We start from the raw sequence: 14,877 nt of genomic DNA, 5'->3' as shown, positions 1-14,877 counted from the left end.
CCGATCACGCTTGGTTGCCCCCAAAGTTGCCCCCGCCTATCTCCTGCTACTCACACGCACTGGGCGAACGTGTCGGGCTAATCTCAAGTGAGCGCAAGCGCGGTGTTCTTCGCGCGGGCTTCGTAAAGCCCGAGGATTGGGGCGGCTCGGTGGTCAACGCGAACTTCTGACGTGTTCTGATCTTTCAATGCTGACGTATTTCAGGCGCACAGTGCAAGCACATGACCGCCCCATGTGCTTGCATCCAAGTCAAAGTTATGACATCCTAATTATGCATCATCTCACCGCGCCAATGGAGTGGATCACGGTGGACCCGCAATGGGTCACATCCGCACTTCCGGCGCTCAATTCCCTTGAGCATGTTTGATCGCCGGTTGATTGATTAACTGGCGGCGCTTTTGCGCCCCACCATCGGAGCGCATGAAATGGCAGTCACCTTTAACAACAACCGCGCAGGCCACGCTCACGCCGTGGCGTCAGCCCCCCGCAAACGCACCAATGGCCATACGGCACCTAAACCGCCAGCGATCTCACTAGATCAACCGGGCCGCATCCGCGTTGCCAATTTCCAGGCGTTGCTTGGCGGCATCTCGGGTAGCGCGTTCTATCAGCGTCTGAAGTTGGGCCGTATTCCCCAACCCTGTGGAAATGATGGACGTCCGTACTGGCGAACAGAGGTGGTCAAAAAATTTCTCGAAACGTAGACAGCTGGCGCAGTGTTCGTTGATTGAGTCTGTCGCTCGACGTGTTGCCGTGGTCCTCCCATAGCTGTTGAGCGCACGCACGAACACTCCGCGACAGGCCTTATCACCGAGCGCCGTTTTGGAAACCCGCAATGCAAAAGGTGTCGCCGCCTTGCGGCCCGTACACCGACACCGTCGACACAGCGTTCGTCCCGCATGCACGTTCGTCGCAGCTTACTAGAACGTGCACGTCGCGATTCGCGGACCAAGTCCGTCGGCTCCCATCAACCGAGCCAGCGATAGCTCTGAGAGCCGCTAATCAAAGGAGTGAGCAATGTTCCTTTCGGATGCACTAGCCGAACAAGTCGAACTGGTTACAACTAGCCGCCCTGTCCCGGTGGGCGGACCCTGCGTCTACTTTCTTATCGAGGGGGATGAGGTCGTCTATGTTGGCAGTTCGACCGGGTGGGCGGATGAATCGGTCGCCATGCACATGCGCAGTCGCAAAGTGTTCTCGCGCTATACCGTCATTGCTTGTGAGACGGCGGAAGCCGCCGCTGAGGCGAAGTGGCTCTACGTCATGAAGCTTCGGCCGAAGTACAACACGCAACTGGGCAAACTGCCGCCCGAATTGATCAGCCGCAACGGCTTGAAAGCACAAGGTTATCGCTGGCAAGACGTGAAAAAGGCGATGACCTTGGGCCTCATTACCCCCGTTATTGACGACGCTCGCTTAGGCACGATTTTTCGCACAAGTGAAGTTGCGGCCCTCTGCCTCTGACAGCGGACTGATCATGAGCTATCAAGCCACGGATTGGGCTCAAGGGCTGATGCTGCCACGTCGGCAAAAAGCCGTGCTTCTTTGTCTAGCCCATCACCACAACAGAAACACAGGATTGTGTTGCCCTTCGATCGCATTGATCGCTAAGGAAACGGGCAACTCCGAGCGCACTGTAAAACGAGCGCTCGCCGAACTCAAGCATACAGGGCTGATCCATTCGAAGGCGCGTCGACGAGCGGGCGAACCAATCTCGAATAGTTATCAGTTATTGATCAATGCCACCATGGCACCCACTGCCGGGCCAAAGTGCCAATATGGCACCGACCTTGGTGCCATATTGGCCCATAAACAAGGAATATCGGAACAAGGAACAGAAACAGGAACAGCTTTAAATTCCGCGAGCGAAAACCCGCTCGCCGAACCCACTCTCAAAGACACCGGGAACAGCGGACAGGCGAACCCCGAAATGACAACCGCGAAAGACGTGCTGGACAAATTCTCGCTGAAAGGCATTCAGGCGAAAGGCGCGGCGGCTCTGGTGGTGCGCTGGAAGCAGCACATGGCCGAAACCACGGGAGAGTTTCAGGGCGAACTGACGCAAAAAGAGAAGGGCCAGTTGAAGCAGTTCGGCCAGAAGATGGGCGACAAGGCGCTCGTAGCGCTCGACTACGCCATTGCGAATTGGGCAGAGTTCGCGGTGAAGACCAAGAAGGCGGCAGGGCTGCTGACGATCCCTACGAAGCCCCACACGGGCTTTCTGCTGGCGCACGTTGATGTGCTGGCGCAGATGATGTACAAGCCCGCCCAACTGTCTGTTACCACACCCAAGTCGTTTCACAAACCGGCTGCTGTAGTCCATAGTGGTGAGAAGACCCCAGACCCGGCCGACAAGCCGATGACGGAAGCCGAGAAGCAGGCCGCATACGAGAAGGCAATGGCTATTCTGAATTCCAAGAATTAGAGGGCGAACACCCCAATCAGCGGGTAACTGCGCACATGAAGACAATTCTGGACCCGGTTCGACACGATCGGCTGATCGCGAACCTCAACAACTACTATGAGACGGCGAACGTGCAGAGTAAGCTCTGCAACTGATTGCAGCGCCGATAAAACTTGGTGATCGACGTTAGGGTCGTCAAATATTGCGACGAAAAAGCAGCAATCAGGCAGACAATGGAGCCGGTCATGACTACGCAAAAACAGTGTAGCGATCCACGATCGCATCTCGACAAGTACCAGCTGACCCCGAACAAGTTCGACAATGAGCGTCTGCTCCGTCCGGACATCCCGGAAAGCAACGCCGAAACGTTCGAAAACATCTACGCCTGAGCGGACGGTGCCGGAAGACTCCCAGAGTACCCGGAGTGGTACGAGTGGCGCTGAAGAAAAAGCCATCCGGACAGTAGCAGGGTCCGCGAGTAGCCCAAGTAGTTCGCTCTCTTGCACTCAATTGCACGACCGCAACCGCACATCAAGACCGGAATATGGCAATGGAAGCGCCCACCTCCGAACTATCCAAGTTAGCATTTGAGTTCTTCTATCGCTTCTCTCGTTTCGAGTTCGCGCTAAAGGAGAATGGCTATCTGCAAAATGAAAATGAAGGTGCGAAAGCACTGCCGGGCTGGGGCAGGTTGATTGGCAGGTATCATGCCGAATTTCAATTTTCTGAAGCTGCGGCACAATTGCTGACCGCCAGCCCCAAGGAACAATACGTCGGGCACGGAAAGCAACTTGTATGGAAAAAGATTGCAATTGAACCCAACACTCCACAGCTCGCACAAGTGGTTCGCCTGCTTCAAGTAGTCCGCAACAATCTCTTCCATGGAGGAAAGCATGCTGACAGAGATTGGGCCAATCCCGATCGAACTATGTTGCTTTTGGAAAGCTGCCTAACGGTTCTATGGGAGTTAGCTGAGCTAGCAGGAATCACCCACGATTTCGAAGGCTTTTATTAGCCTGTCGCCGAGTCCCCATATGCGCAACGTCAGACAATTCAACCCACATTCGCGCTCCGTCTCCTGAACATTCGATTGGCCCGATCGACCGCGACGCCCAAGTAGACGCACACCGTCAAAATTTCTGCAATCGCCCAAGGTGTCGTTATAACTCGACTCACATACTATCAACGACTATGACGAAGAAGCGCCGAAACGTTACAAGCATCTCAAGGTTAACGATGAATACAAACACCGAGCAGAAGGCAAAGGAGAATCATGTACCGTCAGACGCTCAGGATCCATCTTTCGACCCTGCGGCCTGTGCCTTTGAAATCCTAAAGAGCGCTTTTGAGGCACGTCCTGGGAAAAGGCACCAACTCGGCTCCGATAGTGGCGACAGCTCCAGGCCTTCACGGGGTCGCCTTTTGCACTTGATTGCAAAACAGTGATCGGACAGACCGTAGCCTGGTACGGTGACGACACCGTTAACCTTGTTGTCCTGCGAAATAACAGCGCCATATTGGATGCACTCGGGTGCGCGGGAAATCGGTTCATGCAATCGAGTGCACGGGCCTTTTGACGATGGACGAACCGACCGTCAAATTCCACCGGAAAAAAGAGGCGCAGTTGCACGATCGACGGCACAGTTCATTCCGTCTCGTAACGCGGCGCTCTATCGACAATACTGCGACCAGCTTTCCGCGAGGTCACCGAGTCGGACCTCGTACGAAACATGACCATCGCGTGCGATAAAGCGGCTCAGATGATATCCGTCTCCTAGGTTTCCCCAATCCGCGCGGTAGCCAACTGTGCCACACCTGGCACCATCATGGCCCGCAAACGAAGAAACAACTTCAACGGTACCAGGCGCAATGTAACCGTAGTGCCATTCGAGCGGCGAGGTTCGCTGAATTTCGCGGACAACGTCGGCTTCGCTCATTTGCGCTGATGTGGCCAATTGCTCGGGAACTGCCGCACCCGCACTACTCGCTCCAGCACTATTCCCCTTCATAAAGATACCCAGCGCAACGGCTGCCAAAGGAACGAGCACCACTGCCAGCACAATCTTGTCGAGCGTCTTATAGTCCATAGCTCCCCCGCGGGTGCGATTGAAGCGAAGCCGAGCTTCGCCGCAAGCAGTCCTTCGTCCACAGCTTCGCGCGAAGCACATCGCAACCTCGCGCGCATGATCCCAGTTTAGAACCGTTTGGTTTACATAAACAACTGTTTAGTTTCCAGAGCAAGTTCGGCGTGCCCGAGACTTGCCGAATGCCCGATTTAGACGAAAAGAAGGAGTTTGCGGCCCGCCTCAAGCAGGCCCTGAAGCGCAGCTCGAAGCGCATCGAGACTGCGTCGGAACTGGCTATTCAATTCAACCTTCGCCACCCTGCCGAGCCGATCACTCCTCAAGCTGCTCAGAAATGGCTGATGGGGACCGCCCGGCCGACCGTAGACAAAGTCAAGACGCTTGCCACATGGCTGGATGTTTCCGAGCAGTGGCTTCGGTTCGGCGTCACCGACATGAGGCGCCCCCGCCACTCCCCGCAGCAACAGCAAGAGGAGAAGGCAGTCAAGCCAACGCCTGACGAACTCGAACTACTTGGCCGCTTGCGTCGTCTGTCCGCCTACCAGAGACAGCTCGTCGAAGGCGTGATTGAGCAATTCAGCTTGGACCGGGAAATCTGGAAGGACAATTAAGGGCGATCGCCCGGGCGGATTGAGCTGCGGCGCATGAGCGACACATGCGCCGTGGAGCGCTGCACTTGATTGCAGCGCCAATTTGACGATTGACTCTACCCACAAGCTCCGTCGCGCCAAACGCTCGTGCGAGCGTTGACCGGCGCCCATTGCAGCGGCCTTGCTTGCTTTTGTAACCAATTGCGCCTGCCGTACTTCACGCCAGTTGCCCAGGGACTCGTAACAAGTATTCGGAGCTCCGCGGTGAGTACTAATACGAACGGTTCCGGACTCATGCTCTCATCCGTTCACCAACGAGTGCGAAAACTAGGCATTGAGTTTTCGTACCCCTGTACTAATATTGAAGTAGGTTTTGGTACTCCTGGGCCGTTGCGGCGGCCGTGCAGTCAATTGCAAAACACCGTGAAGGTGATCATGAGTCGCGTTTTCGCCTACTGCCGTGTCAGCACGAACGACCAACACCCCGAAAACCAGATAGCGGAGATCAAGGCAGCAGGCTTCGATGTCGCTGCCAAGCGAACAATCAGCGAACACATTTCTGGCAGCGTGCTCGCAAACGAGCGGCCGGGTTTTCAAAAGCTGCTGGACCGCATCGAAGAGGGCGACGTGCTGGTAGTAACGAAGCTCGATCGACTGGGCCGCAGCGCCATCGACGTACAGCAGACTGTACAGAGACTCGCCGAATTGAGTGTGCGCGTTCACTGCCTAGCGCTCGGTGGAGTAGATCTAACATCTAGCGCAGGGAAGATGACAATGGGCGTCCTAACAGCCGTCGCGCAGTTCGAACGCGATTTGCTCATCGAGCGCACGCAAGCAGGCTTGCAGCGGGTGAAAGCACAAGGCCGCAAGCTAGGCCGCCCGTCGGTACTATCGGATGATCAACAGCAGAATGTACGGCAACGCCTCGCGCAGGGCGCGACGGTCTACGCGCTCGCCAGAGAGTACGGGGTAGCACGACAAGTCATCATGCGCGTGCGTGACCGCGCCGCAGCTTGAGTGCCGGTGGTGAGCCTGCAATTGATTGCATGGCAGTCCCGCTCACCCGGTAGGCGAGCCGCGGCGGCGTGGTTGACGTACCCAAGAGCTCGCGACCTAGGAAACGCCGCTGAACGGGCAACTGGGCGGTGACCCCGAACTTGCCAATTGTTGACGTCCTTCGCTGCCTGCCGACGCGGCCGGCAGTAGCTCATCCAAAGACGATCTAAATCCTTCCGTGCTCGAGCGACTCTTATCGACGATGAAGCGGTCAATGAACGAGTCGTCGACCGACTTCGACTGTATCTCGAAGCCAGCAAGGCATGGATTTCTGTCGACGCCGAAGCACCTCCGGCTGGGGAAGGGGACAGCTTGAACAGCATCAATCAAGCCGTCGTATGGCAGACGATTCGAGACGGGGTAAAACACGAGGCACGCGCGTCCATCGGTCCTTTAGAATTGACAACGTCTGCCGATAACGTAGATGAACCCGGCGAAGCGACGATTGCGCAAACAGAACGGCCCCACTGCGCATGCCAAGTCATTCTGTTCCTCAAATAAATACCACCAAGCGAGAAAGAGAATTGAAAGTCGACACCGCGTGGGTTGAACCTCCGTACTCCATCGGCGGATTGGATCACCTCGGTGCACAGGCGCCGTGCGTCCTTATCTACAGCCAGCTGTTGCCGGGTATCACGAACGTCACTGACCGGGCCCGCTACTACTCCTTCTATCCGTGGCTCATTTGGTCGCTCGCTCAACGCTTTCCGGATGACGAGGACGAGACATCGTTCGTCGAGCGCTTTCGGCGGGCCGATTGCCTGTTCACGCTGATCGCCGAACACCACGCGCAATGCACCGACAAAATTAGCGAGCGTCACGGCGCAGCGATGGTCGGTCGACAGAAGCTGGTCAGCGCGGTACAACGAGTGATCGACGGCGAGACACTGAAGCTCGTCAGGTTCACCGCCAACGACTCCGAAGACCGGTACTTCATGAATCGCATGGGTGGACTTTCGCAGTATTACGCGGGCACGCTGGCCGACTTGCGTGTGCTGGACGGCGGCAGAAAACCGTGGTTTCGATTCACCAAGGAAGTCGGCAAGCCCATTGCCGAAGCCTTTGATGCGTCGGTGCCGGCAGACCTTTTCTGGAACATCCTCGAGCGTGGTGAGGTCGCTGACGTCGACCTTCGGCAGTTGCATACGTTTTGCCCGTGTCATCTTCGAAACGCGGGATCGAGCGAGCGCGAACAACTCACCGACATCTATTTCGACCGGCAGCGTGAGTACGGCGAAGATGGCACGCAGCGCAAGCGTTCGCTGGCACTGATCCAGCGCCTCATCGACAATCTGCCGCCCGGTATCGAGTTCTCCGAATATGTATTCCGGACCGCCGTGTATGGCAACGCGCTGCCTGGCGCAACGGACTGGAGCATCCCGGCAGATCTCGCGTCCACGCGTGAGAACTGGGCCGTCTACGTCCGCAACGATCTGCTATCAGTCGCGGTTCAGACGATCTTCGCCCTTGCCTTGAACAAGTTGTCCCCGCAGACCGCGGGAGAGCGCTACGTGTCCGACACGGTCGAGGCTTTCGCAAAGGCATTCGAGGAATCGGACCACGTGGCTGGCTTCGTTGCCGACACGGGTTGTGCGACATTTGGAGCGTGGCTCTCGGACATCGAATCGGCGTTGCCGGCGCTCGGTGAGTGGTCCGCAGACGGTCACGAGATGCCGCTGTCTCAAAACATGGTGTCGTCCTGGGGGCGAGCAAGCGACGCTGCGTTGCTTGCGTCGGCCATGCGGGTGCTCGCGATCCTCGCCATTCGCGACGATTTAAATCGCCCTCCCTATGAGGGGCTCGCAATCACGCCACAAGCGCTACAGGATTACCCCATCAATCTGTATACGTTCCGGCGCAAAGCCGCGGCATGGCGTGAGATGCCGCTAGGTGACGTAGTCTACGAAGTCGTGGCGTGGTGCATGAATACGCATTTGCGCGTGTCGTTGCGCAAGCTTCATCGCACGAGTTCGGCAACGTTTCGCTTCCGTCCTTCTGAGCGCGGCTTGCAACTGACGGATGGAAACATACCGGCGCCCTCCAATACCACGCCGCGCTTTCGTCAGGCGTTACAGATTTTGATGGACATAGGTGCGGTTGTGCGCGATGACGACAAGCAGACGTCGCTGAGCGCGGAAGGCAAGCAGCTGATGGAGGCCGTCAGTGCCTGATTCGATTTCCCTTTTGAATGTCATCAAGCAAGGCGGATTCGACGCTTCGCTGATCACCTCGTTCAACGCAAGTCTGTCCTTCTACGAGGAGGTCGTGCTGCGTCGTTTGGTGGCGGCAGGCTGTCAGCAGAACATCGTATTGATGGATCACGCGCAATGCAGTTTGAGCTGGCAATCCGAAGCGACCCGCCCGAGGCTCGCAGGCACGGCGTATTCGCTCGTGCCGGTAAGCGTGTCCGGAGCGTTCCATCCGAAGGTCTGCATTTTGGCCGGCAAAAAGAAGGCGGCGGTTCTCGTCGGAAGCCACAATCTGACGCTGTCGGGCTTTGGCTACAATCGGGAGATCACGAACTGGGTACACGTGACCGACCGTACGGATCGGGAAGGCACCGCGTTGCTGGACTCGGTGTGGCAGATGGTGCGCGAATGGATCGAACTTGCACGCAAGCATGTGCCGCCGTCCTTAATCGAAGCTGTGCTTTCCTTTTCCAAAAGCGTGGCACCACTGTCGTCGCCGGGCGAGACTACGACAACCGTCGCGTTGCATCAGCGCCCGGGGGGGCCGTCGCTCATCGAGCAAATCGGGGCGCGCGTGAAAGGCGCAGTTCGCAGTATCGGGGTAACTGGTGCATTCTTCGATAGCGATCTGGCTTTCATCGCGCACCTGCACGAACGCTGGCCGCAGGCCAACGTGGTCGTCGCAATCGATCCGGAAACCGTGCATTTGCCAAGCATACGTGAGGTGCAGGCACGTTTCGTCGACTCGAGGCTTCTCTGGACGAGCACCGGCAATCGCGGCGACAAGTACTTGCATGCGAAGGTGCTTTACATTGAGCAGACGCATAGCGATGGGCACGCACTCATATCCGGAAGCGCTAACCCCAGCCGCCCCGCTTGGATGGGCAGTGGGAACAGCGCGAATGTCGAAGCGGTGGTGATGCGCATAGGCCCGGACGCACAAGCCGCGGCAGAGGCTCTGGGTTTGTGCGGCATGTTCACGTTGCCAGCGCTTTCGGCCAGCGAGCTCGCGGCCACGGCTGCACGAAGTGTCGCCGAAATGCGCGCGACCGATGGATCCGCCGAGCGCTTCTGGATAGGTGTGGCGGCAAGCCCCACCGAACTGCAAATTACGACGCAAAACCCGGCCATTGAGCTTGGCAGTGCTAGCCTGTTGAGCGACAGTCTAGGCGTGATCCAAACAAATATCGCCGTCACTCGGAAGGGAGACGTTCTGATTGTTCCCGTCTCGGTCGACATGAAGTTGGTCCGCGCATGCGACTTGTTCATGGGTAGCGAGCGCGTGGCAAGGGCGATGATCGCGCATCCGCATTTGCTAACGGCGGCGACGCAAACGTCACATCGTCAGGTTCGCGATGCACTAGGTGCATTGGACCCGTCCGGCGAGACCATTTCGGACATGCTCAAAGCGGTCGAAGATGCAATCTTCGATCCGGCCGCCGAAGAGGAAGTGCAGAACGAAGTGCGATCGCGGCGTAGATCGGCGCAAATCGGAACCGCGAATGGCGGGCGGCCCGACACATTCGAAATCAGCGTCAGCGAGCTTCGGCAGGCCCGGAAGCGTCGCCGCCTAGTCGAATCCTCCGATATCGTCACGCTGATCGACCTGCTCGCCCGCAAAATTGGCGAGGAGCTACAGACCCAGCCGAGCGTGCCTATGGACAGGTCGGGCCGAACCGAGGAAGAACAAGTCAATCAGGACGACGACCCGGAGCAATCGGACGACCCGCCGTACGTAGATGCTCAGTCCCAGGCGCTCCAAGATGCCGAGATCGCACGGCGGGTCGCCAGAAAGGTAACGAACCTCATCAACCGGATGCTCCTCAAGCTGACGAAGGCCGACCAATCCGACACCAAGGCAAGGGCGCTCGTTCAACTCATCGCCGTACTTTCGCTCGTGAAAGAGTTGGTGCGCTTCGAACGCTTACCCCGTTGGCGAATGGCGCGCGAGTTCCTCGTTCCCGAGGCCGATCGCCGTCGCTTGCTGGATGAATCCTTGCGGTGCTTGTTCAATTCCAGAACGCGGCTCATCGACACACTGGTGGACGATACGGATTCGGAAGCTGAGGAAGCAATTCAGCTTCGTGTGTTGCTGTTGTGGCTCGCATGGACTAATGGCGACAAGGTCCCAGAATCGCCGGTCAATGCGTTCGACCCAGAAGGTCAGAATGAACAGCTGCGCGCCCAAGCAATGTTCCTCGCCCTCGCCCCCCCTGTTGCCAGCGACGACAACGCAAGCGACGAACTCAGACGCTACACCGCGGCGACGCTTCGTCCCAATCCTTTGGATGCCGCTCGCGTGGACAGATGGATTCGGCTCACCAACGAGTTTGGCCGGTTCTGGAGCACAGACTTGTCCGATGCACCGCGAATCGAAGTAGGCGGTTGTTGCATCGTGGGAGATTGCAGCTATCCTCGTGTCGTCGCTGAAGTCCACGGTGAACAGGTCGGTTTCTGGGACTTCGGGTCCATTCGATCCTTCAAACAGGACTTCGTGATGGCGGTCCAGCCGGAAGCGGCGCTCGTGCCGCAGCTTGAGCGTCAGCGATAGGCCTGCAATTGATTGCATGGCAGCGGTAAGCATTGTTCACGCTGTTGTTGCTCGAGCGTAGAGCCACTAAAGTACAGCCACAGAACTTCGGACCAGGAACAGCGGACTTACTCAATGGTCCCAGTCTTCATGCCTGACAGGCAATCGGTTCAATTCACGCCGCCGCTCCTCCCACTCCGGCATGAAAGTCCGCATAAGTGCCTTGAATCGTTCGTTGTGGGTCGGCTCCAACAGATGTACGAGTTCGTGCACCACGATGTACTCCAGGCATCCGGGCGGCTTCTTGGCAAGCTCCGTGTTAAGGCGTATCGATTTGCGGGCCGGTGAACAACTCCCCCACTTCGTCTTCATGTGCCGGACATAGACGCGAGGTACATCCAGCCCAAGGACTCGGCTCCACTTGGCCACCAGTGTTGCAGCGCGAAACCTGACCTGATCCCTATACCAGCGTGCAAGCAAAGCATCCTTGGTGGCGGCGGCGGCATTCGGCCGAACGACGAGCACCAACGTTCGATGACGCAGCTCGACCGACGAGGCGGATTCCGCCTCGATCAGCTTCAGCAAATAGCGCCGCCCCCAGACGTAATGACTCTCGCGCTCCAGATACTCGCGCGGCGCTTCACGGTCCTGGCCAGCCATGTTCTCGCGTTGCACCTTGATCCACACTAGCTTGGACAGCGCGAAAACACGGACCGTGTCGAGCGCCATGTGCCGTGGCGCCGAAATACGCACCCGCCCCTTGGGCGGCAGTATCGTGAGGTGCACGTTGCGGATGTCTTTGAACACCACTTCCGCCTCGATCTCACCTAAGGTAATGCGTGACGGCATCAGTACTCCCCTTGGGCATTGACGATCACGAAAATGCGTTCGACCTGCTCGGCATCTTGCAGTAGCGCGAACAGAGCCGCCTTGATCGTGTTTTCCTTGGCGGGGTTGCCCCGCCAGCTATCGGGCCGCACCGCCTTGACGGTCTGATCAATACGCAATGCCAGCGTCAACGCGGGATTCGAGGTCTCCGCACCGTAGGATGGCGTTGGCTCTGCTATATGTTGCATGGGCTTTTCCGCCAACCAAGGCTGCAGGTTGTTGTACAGGGCGCGCCGCCCCGGCGTCGTCAGTTCGATGGGTTCGTCCTCTGCTCTGCCCGACTCCACCTGCTGCACCAGTTGAGCAATGCGCTGCAAGTATTGCTCATACTCCTCCGCCTTTTCCTTGCGTTGCTTGATGATGCTGTCCAACAGCGCCGACATGCGCTCGTAGAACGCCGGATCGTTCAAGTGCTCCTTGACGATCTTGCTTCGAACGTTGTTTTCGATCGTCTCAGCAATCGCGTCGCGGCTGCCCGCTAACTCACCCAGCTTGGCTGCGATGGCATCCGCAATACCGGTCTTGACGATCAGGTCCAGCAGACCGACACCCTCGAACGGCGAAATCTGCCGAGGCTCATCGGCCTCGATGTAGGTATCGATCAGGTGCCGCATGTCGGCCTCGTAGGGCTTCAGGTCCAGCGTCTCGCCGCTGGCCTTGCGCACAATCTCGCGCAGTCTCACGTAGTGATCCAGCAGCCCCCGTAGACGGGCGCTATCGGCTTCCGAATATCCTGCAGCGCCCAATTCATCGGCCATGCTCGCCCACGCACGCAACAACGCCACCACACCCTTGTAGAGCATTACCCGCTGCGGCTCGTGCGCCGCCAGGTCTGCAGCGATCTCAGTGTTGCCGCAGAAGTACCGAATGTGCTCCAGCTCGCCGCGGGGCGGCGGCACCGGCTCACACAACAGCGCCAACGCCTCTACCGCGTCGTCCAGTCGCTTGCGACCGGTTTCCAGCCGGGCCTTCATCATGACCTCTGGGTCGGCGCCGCCCGCGCTGTGATCCAGCTCCGAGGTGTAGACGGCAATGGCCTTCTCCACTTTCTTGAACAGGTCCTTATAGTCCACGATGTAGCCGAACTCCTTGTCATCCCCGTCCAGTCGGTTCGTGCGGCAGATGGCCTGGAACAGGCCGTGGTCCTGCATGGACTTGTCAATGTAGAGGTAGCTGCACGGCGGCGCGTCGAAGCCCGTGAGAAGTTTGTCGACTACCACCAACAGTTTCATGTTGGCCGGCTCCTTGGCGAACAGGGCCTTGGCCCATTCCTCGTACGTTTCGGTGGCGCTCATACCGGGCTTAGCTTCTACGCCCTTAAGCAGTTCGGTGTAGATGTTGAAGATGAACTGCTTGTCGCTCTCGGTGTTGGCACCGACTTCTTCGGTGGTCACATCCTTAGCGAGCGGGTTGTACGAGGTGACGATGGCGCATTTGCCCTTGAAACCGGTGCCCGCCGCATTGAAAAGCGTGAAGTACTTGCACGCCTCGTAAATGCTAGACGCCACCAAAATGGCATTGCCTCGTCCGCTGGATAGCCGAGGCTTGCCGAACTTGGTGACGCTGAAGTCGAATTTGATGTCGTCCACCACGCGCTGCATGCGCGAGCGTGAACTCAGCACTTGCTGCATGGTGCCCCACTTGGCCTTGAGCTCGTTCTTCTGCCATGGGTTCAGGTCTTCTGTCGTGGCCTCGAACCAGGCGTCGATCTTCGCAGGTGAACCCAGCCGCTGGTCGATATCGCGCGCTTCATACACCAGGTCCAACACCACCTCATCTTCCACCGCCTCGCTGAACTTGTAGGTGTGGATATAGCCGCCGAACACCTCAAGGCTGGACTGCTTGTCGGCCTTGAGCAGCGGCGTGCCGGTGAAGCCTATGAACACTGCCTCGGGCATCAGCGCCTTCATAACGCGGTGCAGCCGGCCGCTCTGCGTGCGGTGGCATTCGTCCACGAAGACGAATAGCTCGCCCACCGCCATCGCGGGTTGCGCTTCCAGTTCGTGGATAAAAGCCTCGAACTCGCGCTTGTCACGTCCACGCGCTTCCACGCCAAACTTGTGCACTAGCGAGCACAGCAAGCGCGGCGTCGGTTGTGCCAATTGCGTCATCAGATCTCGGCCGCTACGACTGCGGTGCAACTTCTCGCCGGCATCGGTGAACACCCGCTGGATCTGCTTGTCTAACTCATCGCGGTCAGTGACGATCACAACGCGTGCCTGCGGCCGGTTTTCTAGAATCCACCGCGCGAGCAGCACCATCACAATGCTCTTGCCACTGCCCTGTGTATGCCAGAGGATGCCTCCGCGCATTTCGGCCACATGTGCCTGCGCCGCCTTCACGCCGAAATATTGGTGCGCACGTGGCAGCTTCTTCACGCCGCCGTCGAACAGTACGAAATCGTGCATTAGCTCGATCAGCCGCGCCTTAGCACACATCTTAAGCAAGTACTTGTCCAGCTTGAAGCGGCTGTCGTCGGCCTCGTCTTCCTTCCATTTCAAGAACATCTTCTCCGGCGTTTCAATCGTGCCGTAGCGAAGTCCCTCGGAGTCGTTGCCCGCGAAGACGAACTGCACCGTGCTGAAGAAGTCCTGATGGAACATCGGCTGCTGGTTCGATAGGCATTGACGAATGCCATCGCCAACCGACACACGACTGCTCTTTAGCTCAAGCACACCGATGGCGATACCATTGACGTATAGCACTAGGTCGGGACGCCTTGTTCGATCGCCCTTGAGTGTCACCTCTTCTACAATCGTGAAGTCGTTCTCTTCAGGCTCCTGCCAGTCGATCAGTTGCACCGTCTGTGTCGACACACCGGCTTCGGACAGCACCTGCACCCCATAGCGCAGCAGGCCGTAAACGGCTCGGTTGTTCGCATATAGCGTGCGGTGGTGGTTGGCGGCTTCGGTCCGAAGTCGCAACAGTACTGCACTGATCTGCGCCGGCGTGGCACCGCGCTTTTCCAGCCAGGGTGACAGCAGGCCTTCTTCGATATTGCTGTTACCTACACGATCCGACCGATCACCGAGGTAGCGCCACGCAAGTTCGTCGCGAAACAGCGCCACCACGCGGTTCTGAGTGGCTCGTTCGGGTTGTCCGATCGATGTCACGGGAGGCCTCCTCGTTTTTAGCG

General features: G+C 58.0%; 12 protein-coding genes. 9 read left to right on the top strand and 3 right to left on the bottom strand.

Features of this window, described 5'->3' with window-relative positions:
* Window positions 1–425 precede the first annotated feature (425 nt).
* The 5 genes from CFB39_RS39160 (at window position 426) to CFB39_RS39150 (ending at window position 3,419) form a co-directional block, all read left to right on the top strand.
* Window positions 426–704 carry a hypothetical protein gene (locus CFB39_RS39160; RefSeq protein ID WP_144030221.1) on the top strand — a complete coding sequence of 93 codons (279 nt, stop codon included), beginning with the start codon at window positions 426–428 and terminating at the stop codon, window positions 702–704.
* Between the two features lie 313 nt (window positions 705–1,017).
* Window positions 1,018–1,464, top strand: coding sequence for a hypothetical protein (locus CFB39_RS01260; RefSeq protein WP_089471966.1), 447 nt, complete (start codon window positions 1,018–1,020; stop codon window positions 1,462–1,464).
* A gap of 13 nt (window positions 1,465–1,477) precedes the next feature.
* On the top strand, window positions 1,478–2,425 hold the full coding sequence (locus CFB39_RS01255) for a helix-turn-helix domain-containing protein (RefSeq protein WP_089471965.1): 948 nt from the start codon (window positions 1,478–1,480) through the stop codon (window positions 2,423–2,425).
* Between the two features lie 152 nt (window positions 2,426–2,577).
* Window positions 2,578–2,793 (top strand): hypothetical protein, encoded by a 216-nt coding sequence (locus CFB39_RS39155; RefSeq protein WP_144030220.1) that lies wholly within the window; start codon window positions 2,578–2,580, stop codon window positions 2,791–2,793.
* Window positions 2,794–2,954: 161 nt separating this feature from the next.
* Window positions 2,955–3,419, top strand: a complete 465-nt coding sequence (locus CFB39_RS39150; protein ID WP_144030219.1) for a hypothetical protein — start codon at window positions 2,955–2,957, stop codon at window positions 3,417–3,419.
* A 655-nt stretch (window positions 3,420–4,074) separates the two neighbouring features.
* On the opposite strand, the gene CFB39_RS39145 is transcribed toward CFB39_RS39150, so the two are convergent.
* Window positions 4,075–4,491, bottom strand: a complete 417-nt coding sequence (locus tag CFB39_RS39145) for a hypothetical protein (RefSeq protein WP_144030218.1) — start codon at window positions 4,489–4,491, stop codon at window positions 4,075–4,077.
* A 179-nt stretch (window positions 4,492–4,670) separates the two neighbouring features.
* Between CFB39_RS39145 and CFB39_RS01245 the strand changes: the two genes are divergently transcribed.
* The 4 genes from CFB39_RS01245 to CFB39_RS01230 all read left to right on the top strand — a co-directional run bounded on the left by CFB39_RS01245 (window position 4,671) and on the right by CFB39_RS01230 (window position 10,874).
* A complete protein-coding gene (locus CFB39_RS01245) occupies window positions 4,671–5,099 on the top strand; it encodes a transcriptional regulator (protein WP_089471963.1) in 429 nt (142 codons plus the stop codon).
* A 414-nt stretch (window positions 5,100–5,513) separates the two neighbouring features.
* Window positions 5,514–6,095 (top strand): recombinase family protein, encoded by a 582-nt coding sequence (locus tag CFB39_RS01240; protein ID WP_089472001.1) that lies wholly within the window; start codon window positions 5,514–5,516, stop codon window positions 6,093–6,095.
* A 563-nt stretch (window positions 6,096–6,658) separates the two neighbouring features.
* Complete coding sequence (locus tag CFB39_RS01235; protein ID WP_089471962.1) at window positions 6,659–8,305, top strand: hypothetical protein; 1,647 nt, start codon at window positions 6,659–6,661, stop codon at window positions 8,303–8,305.
* Window positions 8,298–10,874, top strand: a complete 2,577-nt coding sequence (locus CFB39_RS01230; protein WP_089471961.1) for a hypothetical protein — start codon at window positions 8,298–8,300, stop codon at window positions 10,872–10,874. Before CFB39_RS01235 ends, CFB39_RS01230 begins: the two co-directional genes overlap by 8 nt.
* A gap of 111 nt (window positions 10,875–10,985) precedes the next feature.
* Here the strand turns inward: CFB39_RS01230 and CFB39_RS01225 are convergent, their stop codons facing one another.
* Together CFB39_RS01225 and CFB39_RS01220 are read right to left on the bottom strand one after the other, a co-directional pair.
* A complete protein-coding gene (locus CFB39_RS01225; protein WP_179257632.1) occupies window positions 10,986–11,702 on the bottom strand; it encodes a M48 family metallopeptidase in 717 nt (238 codons plus the stop codon).
* The gene (locus CFB39_RS01220) at window positions 11,702–14,854 is read right to left on the bottom strand and encodes a type I restriction endonuclease subunit R (RefSeq protein WP_089471959.1); all 3,153 of its coding nucleotides are present in this window, start codon (window positions 14,852–14,854) and stop codon (window positions 11,702–11,704) included. The genes CFB39_RS01225 and CFB39_RS01220 overlap by 1 nt, the downstream gene beginning before the upstream one ends.
* Between the last annotated feature and the right edge of the window lie 23 nt (window positions 14,855–14,877).

Source organism: Burkholderia sp. AU6039 (assembly GCF_002223365.1).
GTDB lineage: Bacteria > Pseudomonadota > Gammaproteobacteria > Burkholderiales > Burkholderiaceae > Burkholderia.
The sequence above is the reverse complement of the archived record's forward strand: the minus strand, read 5'-3'. Positions and strand labels throughout refer to the sequence as shown.